Raw genomic sequence first — 18,293 nt, 5'->3', positions numbered from 1 at the left:
AGCCTGGTCTTCGGGTTCGTCCTGGCCCAGGCCATCACCCGGCTCAAGCCCATCCTGGCGGGCCTGGCGATGCTGGTCGTGGTCGTCCCGCACTTCGTGTCCGCCCTGGTGCGCACCTATGGCTGGATCATCATGCTCGGTGACAAGGGCCTGGTGAACGAGTCCCTGACCGCCATGTCGGTTCCCGGTGCCCCGTTCCAGCTGCTCTACAACGAACTGGGTGTGGTCATCGGTACGACGTCGATGATGCTCCCCTACACGGTGCTGCTCCTTTATGGGGTGATGCGGGGTGTGGACCGGCGCCTGCTGGCGGCCGCGTCCAGCATGGGCGCGGGCAAGGTGACGATCTTCCGGCGTATCTATCTGCCGCTGGTCGCGCCCGGCCTGGCCAGCGCCGGACTGCTCAGCTTCATCCTCTCGCTGGGCTACTACATCACCCCGGCCCTGATGGGCGGACCGAACCAGACGATGATCGCCACCCTCATCAACCAGCAGGTCACCAAGGAAAACCAGTGGAACGGGGCCGCCGCCCAGGGCGTGATCCTGCTGGTCCTCACCCTGGCCGGACTGCTCCTGGTCAAGGCCGTGACCTCGCTCGGCGCCAGCCGTAAGAAGAGGAGCGCGTGATGATGGAACTGCGCAAGTCCCTCGCCGGACGCATCGCCCTGACCGCCGTGGCCACTGTGATCCTGCTGTTCCTGGCGCTGCCGATCGTGGTCATCCTCGTCACCTCCTTCAGCAACAACGCCTTCGCCTCCTTCCCGCCCGAGGCATGGACGCTGAACTGGTACAAGGCCCTGTTCGCCGACGGCAGCAAATGGCCCGCCGCGCTCTCCCTGTCCGCCCTGGTCGCGGCCATGAGCACCGTCTTCTCCCTCATCATCGGCGTGACCGCGGCAACGGCCCTGGTCCGCAGTGAACTGCCGCTGCGTTCGGCGGTGTTCGCCCTGGTCCTGGGACCGCTGGTCATCCCGCAGATCGTCACCGCACTGGGGCTGTTCCTGCTGTTCGAGCCGGCGGCGATGCTGGGCAGTCCGATCGCCATCGCGCTCGGCCACACCGTGCTGGCCTCGCCGATCGCGGTGCTGATCCTGATCGCGACCCTGCGCGGCATCGACGAACGCCTGGAGGACGCAGCCGCCAGCATGGGCGCCGGCCGCCTCACGATCGCCCGGAAGATCACCTTCCCCCTCGCCGCGCCCGGCATGATCGCAGCGGCGATCTTCTCCTTCATCACCAGCTTCGACGAGTTCTACATCTCCCAGTTCCTGTCCTCGGTCGACACCGTCACCCTCCCCGTCCAGGTCTACAACTCCCTCACCTTCGAGATCGACCCCAGCGTGACCGCGGTCAGCGCCATCCTCATCGCCTTCGCGATCCTCGCGCTCGGCCTGGTGGCCCTGGTGCGCTGGCTCGGCTCCGGACGGCAGGACTCCCTGCTCTCGGTCGAGAACACCGTCGGCGTCGCCAACCCCGGAGGCGAAGCCGTATGACCATGACCGCCGCCGCTCAGCTGACCGCGGCCACCGCTCAGCGGCACCTGCTGCTGCACATGACCGCCAACGGATCGCTCGGCGACGAGGGCGAAGACCTCCTCGTCATCCAGCGAGGAGAGGGCCCGTACGTCGACGACGCGGACGGCAACCGCTACATCGACGGCCTGTCGGGGCTGTACTGCTGCCAGCTCGGCTACTCCTACGGCCCCGAGTTCGCCGAGGCGGCCGAACGGCAACTGCGCGAGCTGTGCTACAGCCCGCTGTGGACCGGCTCCGCGCATCCCTCGGCCATCGAACTCGCCGAGCGGCTGTCCCGGATCGCCCCCGTCGACATCGAGCACACCTTCTTCTCGAGCGGCGGCGCCGAAGCCGTCGAGACCGCCTGGAAGATCGCCCGCAGCTACCACGCCCTGCGCGGCGAACCGGGCCGCACCAAGGCCATCGCCCGGCGCGGCGCCTACCACGGCCTGACCATCGGCACCCTGTCGTTCAACGACGACCCCGGCCTGACGGAGCCGTACGGCCCGCCGGCGATCGAAACCCGGTTCGTGTCGAACACCAACCGCCTCGGCCTCGCACCGGAGTTCGCGGACGACGAGGTGTACACGGCATGGCTGCTCGCGGAGTTGGAGGCCGCGATCCTGACCGAGGGCCCCGAGACCATCGCGATGCTCATCGCCGAGCCGGTGCAGAACCGGGGCGGCTGCATCACCCCGCCCCAGGGTTACTGGCAGGGGCTGCGGGCGCTGGCCGACCGGTACGGCTTCCTGCTCGTCGCCGACGAGGTCATCACGGCCTTCGGCCGGATCGGCGAGTGGTTCGGCGGGGACCGCTACGGCGCTCGGCCGGACATGGTCACCGTCGCCAAGGGCATCACCGCCGGCTACGCCCCTCTGGGCGCGACCCTGGTCGGCACCAAGATCACCGAGGTCATCAACCGGCCCGGCGCGGTACTCAACCACGGCTACACGTTTGCCGGGCACCCGCTGAGCACGGCCATCGCGCTGCGCAACCTGGAGATCATGGAGCGGGACCGCATCCTGGACAACGTCCGCGGTCTCCAAGGGGACTTGGCCAGGCGCATGGCGGCGCTCAAGGACCTGCCGATCGTCGGGGACGTCCGCGGCACCGGGTTCTTCTACTCCTGCGAACTCGTCGGCGACCTCGATGACGGAGCTTTCAGCGCCAAGGCCCGAACCGAGCTGATCGGCGACCTGATCCCGCGTCGGCTGCGCGAGGCCGGCCTGCTGGCCCGCGTCTACAACCGCTCCGCGCCGCTGGTCCAGATCGCGCCCCCGCTGATCAGCGACCGCGCCGTCCTCGACCGTATCGCCGCGATCATCGCGGGCACCCTCGCCGAGGCGTCGGCCCGCATTTGATCCGCATCTGATCAACGTTTTGGGAAGGAACCACATGTACTCCATCGGTCCGCTGACCGTCGCCCCAGGCGAGCGCGCCCAGGGCCTCATCCCGGTCGGCACCAGCAGCTACGGCGTGGAGCTCGGCATCCCGCTGATAGTCGTCAACGGCGCCCAGGACGGCCCGGTCCTGTGTGTGGACGCGGGCGTGCACGGCGACGAGTACGACGGCCAGGAGGCCATCCGGCGCGTCCTCGCCGACCTCGACCCGGCCACCCTGCGCGGCACGGTCGTCGGCATCCCCTGCCTGAACACCCCGGCCTTCGAGGCGGCGGCCCGCGCGAGCGGCATCGACCACCTCAACCTCAACCGCATCTTCCCGGGCGACGCGGAGGGCTCGTACTCGCAGCGTCTGGCCGCCACCTTCGTCGAGAAGGTCGTCCCCGCCGTCGATGCCGTGGTCGACCTGCACACCGGTGGCGCCTACGGTGAGATCGCCCCGCTGGTCATCCTCCAGGGCGGCTACGAGGACCTGGCGACGGACCTGGCCCTGGCCGCCGGGCACGAGCTGGTCTGGAAGGGCGGCAAGTGGGGCGGCACGGTCCGCCACCCCGTCCTCGAGGCCGGCAAGCCCGCCATCACCATCGAGTGCGGCGGCGCCACGTACCGCGAGGTCAACGTCGAGCACCACATGAACTCGATCCGCAACATCCTGCGCAGCCTCGGCATGATCGACGGCGCGGCGGAGCTGCGGGACACCTACACCACGGTCTCCGGCACCTTCGCCCGGTCCGCCTCCGGCGGCTTCTTCGTCGCCCGCGCCGAGCCGGGGGAGACCTGCAAGGAAGGCGACCTGATCGCCACCATCACCGACCACTACGGCAACACGCTGGAAGAGGTCAGCGCGCCGCAGGACGGCATCGTGCTCTGGGTCCGCCGGATCCGCACGGTCCGCCCGGGCGACGAGGTCGTCATCTTCGGCGAGGTGCTGGGAGAGATCCAGCCATGAGCGACCAACTGCAACCGACCGAACTGCAACTGACCGAGCTGCTCATCGACGGCAAGCACGTCCCCGCCGCCGACGGCCGCTCCTTCACCGTCCTCGACCCGTCGAACGACACGGCCATCGCTCAGGTGGCGCTGGCCGGCAAGGCGGACGTGGACCAGGCGGTGGCCGCCGCGCGCACGGCCTTCACCGCTCCCGAGTGGGCCGGGATGCGTGCCGCCGACCGGGGGCGCATCCTGTACCGGATCGCGGAGGCCATCCGCTACCAGGGCGAACGGCTGGCCCGGCTGGAGAGCCAGGACGTCGGCAAGCCGCTCCGCCAGGCGAAGGCCGATGTCGAGGCGGCCGCCCGCTACTTCGAGTTCTACGCGGGCGTCGCCGACAAGCTAGGCGGCTCGACGATCCCGCTCGGCCCCGGCCTGATCGACTACACCGTCCGCGAGCCGATCGGCGTCTCCGGCCACATCATCCCGTTCAACTACCCCCTCCAGAACACCGCGCGCGGCTCCGCCCCGGCGCTGGCAGCCGGTTGCACGGTGGTGCTCAAGCCGTCCCCCGAGGCGCCGCTCACCCCGCTGGAGATCGGCAGGATCGCCCTGGAGTGCGGTCTCCCGCCGGGCGTCCTGAACGTCGTCCCCGGCGACGGCGAGACCGGCGCGGCCCTCGCCGGCCACCCGGACATCGACCAGGTCACCTTCACCGGCTCCGTGCCCACCGGCATCAAGGTCGCCCAGGCGGCCGCCGCCAACGTGGTCCCCTCGGTCACGGAACTGGGCGGCAAGTCCCCGGTCGTCGTCTTCGCCGACGCCGACTTCGACCTGGCGCTCGGCGCAGTCGCCGCCTCGGCCTTCGGCAACGCAGGGCAGACCTGCTCGGCCGGCACCCGGCTGCTCCTCCAGCGCGGCGCCGAGGAGTTCCTGGACAAGCTCGTCGCGCACGCTGCCTCCCTCAGCATCGGCCCCGGTCTCAGCGACCCGGACGTCGGCCCGCTCGTCGCCGCACGGCAGCGGGACCGGGTCCTCGGCTACCTGGAACTGGCCCGCGAGGAAGGCGCCGTGGCACGGGCCGGCGGAGGCGCCCCCACCGACCCCGAACTCGCCGACGGCTACTACGTCCAGCCGACCGTCCTCACCGGACTGGACAACCAAGCCCGGTGCGCCCGCGAGGAGATCTTCGGCCCCGTCGTCACGGTCATCGAGTTCGACGACGCGGACGAGGCACTGGAGATCGCCAACGACAGCCCGTACGGCCTCGCCTCCTACGTCTGGACCCGCGACATCGACAAGGCGATGCGCCTGGCCGAGGGCATCCGGGCCGGCCAGGTCTATGTCAACGCCACCGGCGTCGGCACCGGCGTGGAACTGCCCTTCGGCGGATACAAGCACAGCGGCTGGGGCCGGGAGAAGGGCCTCGAAGGCCTGGCGAGCTACCTTCAGACCAAGAACGTCTGCATCGGGTTCGGCAGCCGGTCATGAGATACCGATCGCTCGGAGAGCGCGGCCCGATCGTGTCGGTGGTCGGCGTGGGCGGCAACAACTTCGGCGCCCGCCTCGACGAGGACGGCACGAAGGCCGTCGTCCACGCCGCCCTCGACGCCGGGATCACCCTGTTCGACACCGCCGACATGTACGGCGGGTCCGGGGAACGGGGCGGCCTCCGCGGCGACGGTGAACGGCTCCTCGGGGCCGCCCTCAAAGGCAGCCGCGACCACGTGGTGCTTGCCACCAAGTTCGGCATGGAGATGGGCCGGGACGCCGACCTGTACGGTCCGCGCGGATCCCGCGCCTATCTCCGGTACGCGGTCGAGGCATCGCTGACCCGGCTCGGCACCGACCGGATCGACCTGTACCAGTACCACGAACCGGACGGCGTCACGCCGCTGGAAGAGACGGTGGCCGCGCTCCAGGAGCTGGTCGACGAGGGCAAGATCAGGTACATCGGCTGCTCCAACCTCCAGGCCGAGCACCTCACCGACGCCTTCGTCTCCACCCAGGCCCGCTACCACCTGCTCGACCGCGGTGTGGAGCAGGACCTGATCCCGGCCTGCCTGCGCCACGGCGTCGGCCTGCTGCCGTACTACCCGCTGGCCAACGGCCTGCTCAGCGGCAAGTACCGGCGCGGCGAGGAGCCCCCGCCCGGCAGCCGGCTGTCCTGGCGGCAGGGCTGGCTCACCGACGCAGCCCTCGACAAGGTCGAGGCGCTCACCACATACGGCGCCGAACGCGGCCTGACCCTCCTCCAGGTCGCGGTCGGCGGCCTGGCGGCCCTGCCCGCCGTCGGCTCCGTCATCTGCGGCGCCATGACCCCCGAACAGGTCACCGCCAACGCGGCGGCGGCCGACTGGATACCGAGCCCGGCCGACCTGGCCGCGCTCGACGCGCTCGTCGCCCCCGGCGAACGCGTCGTCTGAAGCCCCACCCCCTCTGAAAAGCCCCCACCCCTCTGAAAACCGCGAGAGACCAAGGCTGGACACCATGCGAGAGATCGTCACCTTCGACGCGTACGCGACCCTGATCAACTTCGAGCTCGGTCCCACGACCCTGAAGGTCCTGGAGGACCGGCTGGATCTGGACAACCTGGATGTCGACGAGTTCCTCGACGACTTCCGCGTCATGCGCTTCCAGGCCGTCCTGGAGGCGTACCGTCCGTACCACGAGGTCCTGCACTCCAGCCTGCGCAACGCCATGCGCCTGCACGGCCTGGAGTACCGCGAGACCGACGGCGAGGCCCTCGTGGACGCCGTCCCCACCTTCGGCCCCTTCCCGGAGGTCCCGGAGGCCCTGCGGAAGCTGAAAACCAAGTACGAGATCGCCATCATCTCCAACTCCGACGACAACCTGATCGCGCGGAACGTCGAGAACATCGGCGTCGAGTTCGACTACGTCATCACCGCCCAGCAGGCCGGCGCCTACAAGCCGGACCGCCAGACCTTCAAGCACGCCTACCGGACCATGGGCGTCGAGCCCTCGCAGGTCATCCACGTCGCCCAGGGCTGGGAGTACGACCACATCCCGACCCGCGACCTCGGCCTGAAGCGCCGGGTGTGGATCAACCGCTACGGCCGCAAGGGCAGCGCCGACTACCAGCCGTACGACGAGCTGCCCGACCTGTCGGGCCTGCCGAAGCTGCTCGGCTGCTGACCGACGGCGCAACGGCGAAACAGACCGAGAACACAGAGGACGCACGCCATGAAGCAGATCCCCTACTGGATGGACACAGCCCCCGCCCTGCCCGACCGTTCCGGGAAGGACCTGCCCGACGAGGCGGATGTGGTGGTGATCGGCGGCGGCCTCACCGGCCTGTCCACCGCTTACCACGCCGCCCGCAAGGGCGCCCGGGTCGTCCTGGTCGAGAAGGACCAGGTCGGTTCGGGCGCCTCCGGGCGCAACGGCAGCCACTGCAACCCCGGCATCACCATCAGCCCGGCCCAGGCCCGCCAGCGCTACGGGCAGGAACGTGCTCGCGAGCTCTACGACGCGTTCCGCGTCGCAGTGGACGTCGTCGAGGAGATCGCGGTCAGGGAGAAGATCGACTGCGACTTCCACCGTGCCGGACGCCTCGGCTTGGTCTGCAAGCCCAAGCACCTCGAGGGCATGCACGCCAAGCAGCGCGACCTGGCCGAGAACTTCGGCCACGAGACGGTCGTCCTGAGCAAGAGCGAGCTGCGTGCCGAGCTGGGCTCGGACTACTACCACGGCGCCCTGCTCGACCCGCTCGGCGCAGCCCTGCACGTGGGCAAGTTCGTCGTCGGCCTGGCAGACGCCGCCGAGCGTGCCGGTGCCGAGATCCACGAGCGCAACGCCGCCACCGGCCTCACCCGCCTCCCTGGCGGCGGCTTCGTGGTGGAGACCATGCGCGGCACCATCCGTGCCAAGCAGGTCATGGCGGCGACGGACGCCTACACCGACCAGTCGATGCCGTGGTTCCGCAAGCGGCTGATCAACGTCGGCAGCTTCATCATCGTCACCGAGCCGCTGGGGGAGGCGCGCGCCAAGGAGCTCATTCCCAACGGCCGTCTGCTGGTCGCCCATAAGAATGTCGGCAACTACATCCGTCTCACGCCGGACAACCGCCTCGCCTTCGGCGGCCGGGCCCGCTTCGCCCCGTCCAACCCGGCCTCCGACGTCAAGAGCGGTGACATCCTCAAGCGGGAGATGACGGAGATCTTCCCGCAACTGGCGGGGGTGCGCATCGACTACGTGTGGGGTGGCATGGTCGGCTTCTCCTGGGACCGCATTCCGCACGCGGGCGAGGAGAACGGCCTGTACTACTCCATGGGTTACTGCGGTCACGGCGTGCAGATGGCCACGTACATGGGCCGCGCGGTCGCCGAGATGATGGACGGCAAGCCGGAGGCCAACCCGATGCGCGGCTTCGGCTTCCCGAAGGTGCCCGTCCCCTTCTACAACGGCACTCCCTGGTTCCTGCCGTTCGGCGGCGCCTACTACAAGGCGAAGGACCGCCTGCTCTGAGCAGGAACCGACGCCGGTGACACCACGGGGGCCTTCCGCGCCGCTGCGCGGAAGGCCCTGCTCCATGCCTCCCGAGAGAAGGCCCCCAGCCCCATGAACGCCGTCACCCGCATTGAGCACGATCTGCTCGGCGACCGGGACGTTCCCGTCGATGCCTACTGGGGTGTGCACACCCTGCGCGCCACGGAGAACTTCCCGATCACCGGCACGCCGATCTCCGCCTACCCGCACCTCATCGACGCCCTCGCCGCCGTCAAGGAGGCCGCCGCCCTCGCCAACGAGGAACTCGGGCTGCTGGAGCCGGAGAAGGCCGGTGCGATCGTCGCCGCGTGCCGGGAGATCCGGTCCGGGAAGCTGCACGAGCAGTTCGTCGTCGACGTCATCCAGGGCGGCGCCGGCACGTCCACCAACATGAACGCCAACGAGGTCGTCGCCAACCGGGCGTTGGAGCTGCTGGGCCATGAGAAGGGCCAGTACGAGTTCCTGCACCCCAACGAGGACGTCAACCTCGGTCAGTCGACGAACGACGTGTATCCGACCGCCGTGAAGATCGCGACCGTGTTCGCGGTGCGTGAGCTGCTCAGGGCGATGGCGGTCCTACAGGACTCCTTCGCCCGTAAGGCAGTGGAGTTCCGTGCTGTGCTGAAGATGGGGCGCACCCAGCTCCAGGACGCCGTGCCGATGACTCTGGGCCAGGAGTTCTCCACGTTCGCGGTGATGCTGGACGAGGACCGCAGCCGCCTCGCCGAGGCCGTGGAACTTGTCCATGAGATCAACCTGGGCGCCACGGCCATCGGTACCGGTCTCAACGCCCCCGCCGGATACGCCGAGTCGGCCCGCCGCCACCTCGCCGAGATCACCGGACTGCCGCTGGTCACCGCCGCCAACCTGGTCGAGGCCACGCAGGACTGCGGGGCGTTCGTGCAGATGTCGGGCGTGCTCAAGCGGATCGCCGTGAAGCTGTCCAAGAGCTGCAACGACCTTCGTCTGCTGTCCTCGGGTCCGCGCGCGGGCCTGGGCGAGATCAACCTGCCGCCGGTGCAGGCGGGTTCGTCGATCATGCCGGGGAAGGTCAATCCGGTGATCCCCGAGGTCGTCAACCAGGTCGCCTTCGAGGTCATCGGCAACGACGTCGCCATCACCATGGCCGCCGAGGCGGGACAGCTCCAGCTCAACGCCTTCGAACCGCTCATCCTGCACTCCCTGTCGGAGTCCCTCACCCACCTCCGCGCAGCCTGCCTCACCCTGGCCGAGCGGTGTGTGGACGGCATCACCGCCAACGAGGACGAACTCCGCGCGGCGGTGGAGAACTCCATCGGTCTGGTGACCGCGCTGAACCCGTACATCGGGTACACGGCGGCCACCGACATCGCCAAGGAAGCCCTCGTCAGCGGCCGGGGCGTCGCCGAACTCGTCCTGGAGAAGGGCCTGTTGCCCGCCGAGACCCTCGCCGGCCTGCTCCGCCCGGAGGTCGTCGCGGGCAGCGGCCAGGTGCTGGCCTGACAGGGAACGACTATGAGACTCCAGAATGTCAATGCCGTGATCACCGGAGCATCGAGCGGCATCGGTCAGGCGGTCGCCTCCCACTTCCGCCGCGAGGGTGCCAACCTCCTGCTCACCGGACGGCGACCCGAGCTGCCCGAGAGCCATCCGGACGATCTCTACCTGGCGGGGGACCTCAACGACGAGGCCTTCGTCTCCGAGCTCGCCGCCGGGGCTGCGGAGCACCTGGGGGACGTGGGAGTGGTCGTCCTCTGCCACGGACTTCAGAAGTCCGGCCCGCTCGCGGAGACGACTGCCGACGACGCACGCGACCTGCTCCACAGCAACCTGCTGAGCGCGTTCCTGGTCATGAAGCACCTGATGCCGCTGGCTCCCGGGGCGGGAGCGTCGATGGTGTGCGTCAGCTCGCGCCTCGGCATGGTCGGCATGCCGGACCAGACCCTGTACTCCGCCGCCAAGGGCGGCCTCATCGCGCTCGCGCGCGGCGCCGCCATCGAGTGGGCGTCCCGCAACATACGCGTCAACGTGGTGGCGCCCGGTCTGACCATGACGCCGATCATCGAGGCCTCGTTCCAGCGACGTCCCGACCCTGCTGCCTACCGGCGCGTCAGGGAGGACTCCATCCCGCTCGGCCGGCTCGCCACACCCGAGGAGGTCGCCGACGCGGTTCTCTTCCTGGCCTGCCCGGAGTCGTCGTATGTCACCGGTGCCGTCCTGCCCGTGGACGGTGGCTACACGGCGTTCTGAGCCCCACGGCGCAAGCGCCGGTCATGCCAGGGCCCGACCGCGCGTCACGGCGATCACCAGTCCGCGTCGCTCCATTGGTCCAGCAGCGCTTCGGCCGTGTCCGCGTCCGGTTCGGCCGTCGCACTGTGGAGCGACTGCTCGGTCCAGATCACCTTGCCGCGGGCCAGGTAGCGGGTGCCCCAGCGCTGCGTGAACTGGGCGACGAGGAACAGACCCCGTCCGCCCTCGTCGGTGTCGGCCGCCCGGCGCAGGTGCGGTGAGGTGCTGCTGCCGTCGGCCACCTCACAGATCAGGCTGGTGCCGTCCCGGAGCATCCGCAGCCTTCTCGGCTCGGTGCCGTAGCGGATGGTGTTGGTGACCAGTTCGCTGATCACGAGTTCGGTTGCGAAGGCGAGATCCTCCAGCCCCCACTCCGCCAGGCGGCGGGCGGCATCGGCTCGGATCCCGGCGACGGCGGCGGGATCTGCGGGCACCTCCCAGTCGGCGACCAGGGAGGGGTCCAGCAGCCGGGTCCGGGCGACGACCAGGGCGATGTCGTCGCTCGGACGGGCGGGCAACAGGGCGTCGAGGACCGCCTGGCACGTTTCCTCCGGGGTCCGGCCGGGGCCCGCCAGGGCGTCGCGCAGCATCTCCAGACCGGTGTCGATGTCCCGGTTCCGATCCTCGACGAGGCCGTCGGTGAACAGGACCAGCTGGGAGCCCTCGGGCAGGGTCAACTCGGCGCTCTCGAAGGGCATGCCGCCGCCCAGCCCCAGCGGCGGGGAGACGGGCACCCGCACCTGCTCGACCGTGCCGTCCGGGTGTACCAGGGCCGGTTCCGGGTGCCCGGACCTGGCGAGCGAGCACCGCCCGGCCACCGGGTCGTAGACGGCGTACAGGCAGGTCGCTCCCGTGATTCCGCCGCTGTCGTTCCCCTCGCTGTCGTCCCCTTCGCTGTCGACCCGGGCGACCAACTCGTCCAGATGCCTGATCAGTTCGTCCGGTGAGAGATCGAGGGACGAGAAGGTGCGCACCGCGGTGCGCAGCCGGCCCATGGTGGCGGCGGCGTGCAGGCCGTGGCCGACGACGTCGCCCACGACCAGCGCGACCCGGGCCCCGGGCAGCGGAATGACGTCGAACCAGTCGCCGCCCACGCCGGCCCGGGCGGGCAGATAGCGGTGGGCGACCTCGACGGCGGACTGGTCGGGCACCGAGCGTGGCAGCAGACTGCGCTGAAGGGTCACGGCGAGGGCGTGCTCGCGGGTGTAGCGGCGGGCGTTGTCGATGGCCACCGCGGCGCGGGCGGCGAGCTCCTCGGCGAAGGCCAGGTCCTCTTCTCCGAAGGCGTTCTGCTCCACACGCCAGAAGTTGACCATCCCCAGCACCACGCCGCGGGCTTGGAGCGGCACGGTGATCAGGGAATGGAGACCGGAGTCCAGGATGCGCCGGCCGCGTTCGGCGGCCTGGGCCCGCCAGTCGTGCGAGGCGGTCAGGTCGGAGACCATGACGGGCCGGCCGTGCTGGACGCTGACGGCCACGGGGTTTCCGGGCAGGAAGCGGATGAGCTCGCCCACCGGGAAGAGCGGCCAGGGCCCCTTGACCCCATGCACCGCCGTGCGGCGCATCTCGGGGTTCGGTCCGACCGGCTCGTCGCCCTCCAGGACCGGATCCTGAAGGTCGACCGTGACGACCTCGGCGAATCGGGGGACGGCCACCGCGGCCAGTTCCTCGGCGGTGCGCTTGACGTCCAGGGTGGTGCCGATGCGCACTCCCGCTTCGTACAGCAGGCGGAGCCGTTCTCCGGCCACGGCCGCCCGGCCCGCCAGCGCCTGCAACTCCGTGGTGTCACGCAGCGTGGCCACACTGCCACGCCGGCCGCCGTGCCCCTCGACGGGCCGGATATTGAGCGCCAGCAGCCGGTCACCGGCCAGATGGATCTCGTCAGTGACGGTCCGGCCCGAGCGGAGCAGCTCCGTCGTCTCTGTCTCCAGGCCCAGTTCCGTGACGCGGCGCAACTCGGCGTCGCCGGGCAGCGCCAGCAGCCGCCGTGCCTCGTCGTTGGCGAGCAGCAGCCGTCCGTCGCCGCCGACGATCAGGACCCCCTCCCGCACCGCGTGCAGCACCGCGTCGTGGTGCTCGTACATCCGGGTCATCTCGGCCGGGTCCAGACCGTGGGTCTGGCGACGCAGACGCCGCGACACCAGTGCGGTACCGCCTGTGACCAGGGCCAGTGCGCCGCCGACGGAACCGAGCAGGAGCGGCATCTGGTGGCGCACGACGGCGTTCACGCTCTTGACCGTGACCCCGACCGACACGAAGCCGACGATCCGCTCCCCGCCGGTGTCGAAGACCGGGACTGTGGATTCCACAGCCAGGCCTAGGCTGCCTTCGAAGTCCTGGGTGAAGGGCCGGCCGGCAGCCGCGCCCTCGCGAAGGCCGAAGACGTGTTCCCCGATCAGTCCCGGGTCCGGGTGGGTCCAGCGATATCCCCGCGGATCCATCGCGACGACGAAGTCGACGCCCGTCAGCTTGCGCGTCTCCTCCGCCCGGGGCTGCAACACGGCGGTCGGGTCGGCCGACTTCATCGCCTCAACCGTCCCGGGGGCACGCGCGAAGGTCTGGGCGACCCCCAGCGAGAGCCGGCGGGCCTCCTGCGTGCTCGTGTACCGGGCTTGCAGGACGAGCGCCACGCCCGCCGCGGCGGCGAACAGGACGACCAGAACCAACTGCCAGAGGAACACCTGCCCTGCCACGCTGCGCGCGTTCAGCACGGAACGAGCCGGGCGTCCCGGCGACGGGGCGGCGGGTTCCCGGAGTCGGTCCCCGTCCTCGCGCGGCGCGGAGGGGGACACCGCACGCGGACGCCGACCGCCGAGGAGACGGGACAAACGATCAGTGACGCTTTTCCTCTTCACGGGACGTTCCTCCGGCGCGGCACGGGCGGTGGCATCGGGAGAGCGAGGTCACGCGGGCCGTGCCCGCTCCCGCCGTGTCAGGACCGCGCCCATTCCTGCCAGCGCTTGGTCACGGCTTCCATGTTCTTCACCCACCAGTCGACGTCCAGGTCGAAACCGGTGTAAAGGTGCTCCGGGGAGCTGGCCAGGTCAGCGGCCTCTCTGGGCAGGTACCTGTAGGCGGCGGGCACGACCGGGCCCATGGGGTAGGCCTGGGCGAAATCGGACTGCACCTCGGGGCGCAGGGCGAAGTCGATGAGCCGGTAGGCGGCGTCGACGTTACGTGCGCCCTTGGGGATGCCGAAGCCGCTGCTCTGGCGGCGGGCGCCGTTCCACTGGTACGCGAGCGGTGCGCCCCGCTTGATGAGCGCGTTCGGGCGGCCGTGCCACACGCTGGAGAGCAGGACCTGCCCGCGTTCCAGCAGGTCCCCCGGCGTGGCACCGTCGACCCAGAATTCCCGTACGTCGTCCTTTACGGCGTCGAGGACGCGGAAGGCGCGGTCGACGTCGAGGGGATAGAGCCGGTCGAGGGGGACGCCGTCGGCGAGGAGGGCGAACTCCAGCTCCGGTGGGCCCGCGTCCGGGCTCTGCATGGCACGCCCGCCCGGGAACGCGCGCGTGTCCCAGAAGTCCGCCCATGATCGGGGCGCCCTCCCGCCGGGCTGGTCGGTTCGGTAGGCCATGACGCTGGCCCAGTAGTTCTTGCCGATGCCGTAGGAGGTGAGCAGGGACTCGGCGATGCCCGCGTTCCTCGCGTTCGCCAGCCGGTCGTAGTCGAGTTCCAGCGTGGCGTCGGCCCTCGCGAAACGAGCCAGCGCGCTCATGTCGATGTCGATGAGGTCGAACTGCGGCCGGCCCTCCTTGATCTGCGCGAGCATCTGCGCGTACCGGGGGATGTTGACCACATCGACCCGGATGCCGGTCTCTTTGCTGAACGGCTCGTAGACCGCTTTGCGGTTCGCTTCACCGTAAGCGCCGCCGATGTCGCGGACGACGAGCGTCTTGCTGCTCCTGGAGGCGTTGCCCCTCGGCTGGGCGTCGTCGTCGCCACATGCGGTGACGGAAGCGGCGGCGGCGCCCGCCGCGACTGTGCCGATCCCGCGTAGGAATGCTCTGCGGCCGATCCTGACGTCCGTCACCGTGTGCCTCCCACGAAGCCGGTTGCGGTGCCCACCGGAGGGGCTGTTCACGGGGGCGCCGCCGACGCTCGGTGCATGGGCGGAAGCCGGATCATGGGGCAGCCGGGGCGAGGGCGAGCCCGGTCACGTCATGGTAGGGCCACCCGTCGTGGATGGCGTGACCTCGTACTCGATCTCATTGGTTGAGAATTCACTTAGTCAGGTAGATCAAGTTAGGCTTGCCTTATATGCTCACTGAGCCTCTCCGCCCTTTCTGGCGTGCAAGGGCTCAGTCCACCTTCTCGCATGACAGGACCTCCATGCGTACGACCTCCCGCGGTCTCATCTTGACACTCGCTCTCACTCCGCTGCTGGCCGGCTGTTTCGTGTCCGGCACAGAAGGATCCGGTTCGGGTACGGAAGGCGGCTCGGCCGGTCGGCTGAGGGTCGCGCTCGCCCGGCCGCCGGTGCAGGCACTGTCCCCGTACAGCGACGACGCCACTTTGCTGGGCAAGCTCTCCGTGGTCGAAGGACTCACCGCCCTGGACAAGAACGGCGCCGCAGCCCCCGCGCTGGCGAAGTCCTGGAAGCAGAACAACCCCACCACCTGGACGTTCGAGCTGCGCAAGGCCACCTTCCAGGACGGCACGCCGGTCACCGCGGAGTCCGTGGTCAACGCCCTCGACCACGCGGACGCCGCAACGCCCAAGCCCCGCGTCCTCAGCGACGTGACCCTCACCGCGAAGGCCGCCGACGCCGACACCGTCACCATCAGCACCAAGGCCGCCGACCCGGTGCTCCCGCTGCGGCTGGCCAGCCCGGTGCTGGCCATCCTCTCCGCCAAGGCGTACACGAAGGACGGCACCGCCAGCGCGATCGGTACCGGAACCGGCCCCTTCAAGGTCACGAAGCTCACCGGCAAGTCCAAGGCCACGCTCGACCGTTACGACGGCTACTGGGGCGGCAAGGCCAAGGCGCCCGGCATCGACGTCACCTGGATAGCCGACGGCACCGCCCGCGCGAGCGCCCTGCGCTCCGGCGACGTCGACATCGCCGAGTGGATCCCCACCTCCCAGGCCAAGCTGCTGGACGCGAAAACCCGTCACGAAGTGCCGTCCGTACGGACCGACAGCCTCATCCTCAACACCGGCAACGGCATCTTCACCGACCCCGCGCTGCGCGCGGCGGCCCGCGAGGCCGTCAACGGCAGCGCCCTCGTCGACTCGATCTTCAGCGGCTACGCCGACCCCGCGCAGGGCCTGTTCGGACCCGCCGTGTCCTGGGCGGCCGACAAGCGCGTCGAGGTGACCGGCCGTGCCAAGGCCGCGACACCCGCACAGGTCAGGTCCAGGACGAAGGGCAAGGTCCTGCGGCTTGCCGCCTTCACCAACCGCGCGGAGCTGCCCGAGGCCGCCTCCGTGCTGCAGCAGCAGCTGGAGCAGGCCGGGTTCACCGTGAAGCAGGACGTCCGCGAGTACACGCAGATGGAGGCCGACCTCCTCGCCGGCAAGTACGACGCCCTCATCATGTCCCGGGTGGTGCTCCTCGACACCGGCGACGCGGTCGCCTACCTGGCCAGCGACTACACGAGCAACGGCGTGTACAACATCGCCCGTCTGAAGGACGCCAAGGTGGACCAGGCCGTCAAGTCCGCCGCCGAAGAGGGCGACGTGACGAAGCGGCAGCAGAAGACCATGGCCGCCGAGGCGCAGATCCTGCGCACCGACGCAGTCGTGCCGCTGGTCCACGAGAAGGTCGTCCAGGGCATCGCCGCCGATGTCGAGGGTGTGCTCCTCGACCCTCGCGAGCGCTCCCTGATCGACGTAGACACCCACCTGAAGTAGCGGTTGATGAGCGTCACGTCGGTCGCTACCGAGGCCGGCTCGTCCCGGTGGGGCGCGGGCCTCGGCCGCCTCACCGCCGGGACCGCACTGCTGGCGGCCGTGGCCATGCTGCCCTGGCTGTCCGGCAACGACCCCGCGCTGACCGTCCTGCGGGCCCGGTCCGCCGACCAGGACCCGACTCCGGAGCAGCTGGCCGCGGTTCGGGAGCAACTGGGGCTGGACGAGGGGCCGTTGGCGCATCTCGCGCACTGGCTGGGCGGTCTGCCGCAGGGCGAGGCGGGCACTTCCTGGGTGTCGGGCGAGGCGGTGCTTCCCCAGGTGACGAGCGCCTTCGCGGTCTCCTTCACGCTGATGCTCGGGGCGCTCGTGGTCACGGTCGCGGTCGCCGCACTGGTCAGCGCCCGCACCCTGTACCTCGGCTCGCGGCGACGGCTGCACCGGGGGAGCGGGGCCATCGGGGTCGCCGTCCTCGCCGCGCTGCCCAAGTTCCTGCTCGCCTCGCTCCTCGCCACCGTGTGCGGGGTGTGGCTGGGCTGGTTCCCGTCCAGCGGGTGGGCGGGACCGGCGTCGATGGTGCTGCCCGCGCTCGCCCTCGGCGTCCCGTCCGGGGCGATGATCGGCGGTCTGCTCGACCAGTCGCTGCCCGCCGCCTTCAACGAGCCGTGGGCCCGGACCTGGCACGCCTACGGCTACGCGCCCGGCCGCGTCGCCCGGCATGCGCTGCGGCGCGCGCTGGCCGGGGTGCTCCCGCAACTCCTGCCGACCGTCGTGGCCCTGGTCGGTGGCGCCGTCGCGGTGGAGAAGATCTTCAACATTCCCGGGCTCGGCCGCCTCGCCCTCGACGCCGCCCTCGCACAGGACCTGCCGCCCCTGCAAACCGCCACACTCGCCCTCGTCCTGCTCGGCACCGCCGCCGGCCTTCTCATCCAGGCGCTGCGTCGCGCACTGCTCGGCCCGGCCCTGCGGGACGGGGCGCTGCCCGCTCCGCACCCACCGGCCGTTTCCCGAGGGCGCTTCACCCGCTGGGCCGCCGTGGCGTGTGGCCTCGCCCTGCTCGCGCTGGTCACCGCGGGACTGCTCCGCGATCCGCTGCACGTGGACACCGCGGCCCGGCTGCTCCCGCCCTCGGCCGCACACCCGTTGGGCACGGACGCGCTCGGCCGCGATCTGCTGGCCCGGTTGGGACACGGGGCGCTGCGCACGGTGGGCGTGGCCCTCGCGGTGACCGCGGTGTGCACACTCACCGGGCTGCTGCTCGGCATGGCGGCACAGGTCGGCCGGGGGCTCACGGAAGTGGTGTCGACGATGCCGGCGGTCCTCGCCGGACTGCTCACGACCGCGGTGACCGGCCCGTCGGCCTCGGGTGCCGCCCTCGCGGTCTGCCTGGTCGGCTGGACCCCCTACGCGGCCCAGGCCGCGGCGCTGCTGGAACAGGAGCGGGCCAGCGGCCATATGCTCGCCTCCGTCTCCTTCGGCGCCGGCCCGGGCTATCTCCTCCGCTACCACCTGCTGCCCGCCGTACTGCCCGGCGTCCTGCGCAACGCCCTCCTGCGCCTGCCCACCACGGTCCTCGTCCTGGCCTCCCTCGGCTTCCTCGGTCTGGGCGAGCAGCCGCCCACCGCGGAGTGGGGCCGCCTGCTGTCGGAGAACCAGCCGTACGTGGAACTGGCGCCCTGGACCGTACTCGGCCCGGCGTGCGCACTCGTCCTGCTCTCCGTTCTCGCCGTATCCGGCACGGACGCCGTGGCTGCGCGAGGCCCGGCGTCCGTCCGCAGTACCGGGCGAACTGAACGCCGGTGACTCTCACGGGACGTGG

The 18,293-nt window shown here is 70.5% G+C and carries 14 protein-coding genes; 12 read left to right on the top strand and 2 right to left on the bottom strand.

Annotation, left to right across the window (positions count from 1 at the left end):
• The 10 genes from KUM44_RS03105 to KUM44_RS03060 all read left to right on the top strand — a co-directional run.
• Window positions 1-627: ABC transporter permease (locus tag KUM44_RS03105; protein ID WP_217206050.1), on the top strand; the 627-nt coding region annotated here is incomplete at its 5' end.
• Window positions 627-1,493: an ABC transporter permease gene (locus tag KUM44_RS03100; RefSeq protein ID WP_217206048.1), complete on the top strand. Its 867-nt coding sequence runs from the start codon at window positions 627-629 to the stop codon at window positions 1,491-1,493. The genes KUM44_RS03105 and KUM44_RS03100, both read left to right, overlap by 1 nt.
• Window positions 1,490-2,875, top strand: coding sequence for an aminotransferase class III-fold pyridoxal phosphate-dependent enzyme (locus tag KUM44_RS03095; RefSeq protein WP_217206046.1), 1,386 nt, complete (start codon window positions 1,490-1,492; stop codon window positions 2,873-2,875). Before KUM44_RS03100 ends, KUM44_RS03095 begins: the two co-directional genes overlap by 4 nt.
• 34 nt (window positions 2,876-2,909) lie before the next feature.
• Window positions 2,910-3,863 (top strand): succinylglutamate desuccinylase/aspartoacylase family protein, encoded by a 954-nt coding sequence (locus KUM44_RS03090; protein ID WP_217206045.1) that lies wholly within the window; start codon window positions 2,910-2,912, stop codon window positions 3,861-3,863.
• Entirely contained in the window at window positions 3,860-5,335 is a 1,476-nt protein-coding gene (locus KUM44_RS03085; protein WP_217206043.1) for an aldehyde dehydrogenase, read from the top strand. Before KUM44_RS03090 ends, KUM44_RS03085 begins: the two co-directional genes overlap by 4 nt.
• Window positions 5,332-6,270: an aldo/keto reductase gene (locus tag KUM44_RS03080; protein ID WP_217206041.1), complete on the top strand. Its 939-nt coding sequence runs from the start codon at window positions 5,332-5,334 to the stop codon at window positions 6,268-6,270. The genes KUM44_RS03085 and KUM44_RS03080 overlap by 4 nt, the downstream gene beginning before the upstream one ends.
• A 64-nt stretch (window positions 6,271-6,334) precedes the next feature.
• The gene (locus KUM44_RS03075) at window positions 6,335-7,000 is read left to right on the top strand and encodes a haloacid dehalogenase type II (RefSeq protein WP_217206039.1); all 666 of its coding nucleotides are present in this window, start codon (window positions 6,335-6,337) and stop codon (window positions 6,998-7,000) included.
• Between the two features lie 48 nt (window positions 7,001-7,048).
• Window positions 7,049-8,332 carry an FAD-binding oxidoreductase gene (locus KUM44_RS03070; RefSeq protein ID WP_217206038.1) on the top strand — a complete coding sequence of 428 codons (1,284 nt, stop codon included), beginning with the start codon at window positions 7,049-7,051 and terminating at the stop codon, window positions 8,330-8,332.
• A 93-nt stretch (window positions 8,333-8,425) separates the two neighbouring features.
• Entirely contained in the window at window positions 8,426-9,835 is a 1,410-nt protein-coding gene (gene aspA / locus KUM44_RS03065; RefSeq protein WP_217206037.1) for an aspartate ammonia-lyase, read from the top strand.
• 12 nt (window positions 9,836-9,847) lie between these two features.
• Complete coding sequence (locus KUM44_RS03060) at window positions 9,848-10,582, top strand: SDR family NAD(P)-dependent oxidoreductase (protein WP_217206036.1); 735 nt, start codon at window positions 9,848-9,850, stop codon at window positions 10,580-10,582.
• 53 nt (window positions 10,583-10,635) lie between these two features.
• On the opposite strand, the gene KUM44_RS03055 is transcribed toward KUM44_RS03060, so the two are convergent.
• Both KUM44_RS03055 and KUM44_RS03050 read right to left on the bottom strand, forming a co-directional pair.
• Window positions 10,636-13,332, bottom strand: coding sequence for a SpoIIE family protein phosphatase (locus tag KUM44_RS03055; RefSeq protein ID WP_217206035.1), 2,697 nt, complete (start codon window positions 13,330-13,332; stop codon window positions 10,636-10,638).
• Window positions 13,333-13,553: 221 nt separating this feature from the next.
• Complete coding sequence (locus KUM44_RS03050; protein ID WP_217206034.1) at window positions 13,554-14,654, bottom strand: ABC transporter substrate-binding protein; 1,101 nt, start codon at window positions 14,652-14,654, stop codon at window positions 13,554-13,556.
• 299 nt (window positions 14,655-14,953) lie between these two features.
• Between KUM44_RS03050 and KUM44_RS03045 the strand changes: the two genes are divergently transcribed.
• Both KUM44_RS03045 and KUM44_RS03040 read left to right on the top strand, forming a co-directional pair.
• Window positions 14,954-16,477: an ABC transporter substrate-binding protein gene (locus tag KUM44_RS03045; protein ID WP_217206033.1), complete on the top strand. Its 1,524-nt coding sequence runs from the start codon at window positions 14,954-14,956 to the stop codon at window positions 16,475-16,477.
• 6 nt (window positions 16,478-16,483) lie between these two features.
• Entirely contained in the window at window positions 16,484-18,277 is a 1,794-nt protein-coding gene (locus KUM44_RS03040) for an ABC transporter permease subunit (protein WP_217206031.1), read from the top strand.
• Window positions 18,278-18,293 lie beyond the last annotated feature (16 nt).

This window comes from Streptomyces sp. AC550_RSS872, from assembly GCF_019049285.1.
Classification (GTDB): Bacteria; Actinomycetota; Actinomycetes; order Streptomycetales; family Streptomycetaceae; genus Streptomyces.
Note: the sequence above shows the minus strand (reverse complement) of the source record. Positions and strands in the feature narration are given on the sequence as shown.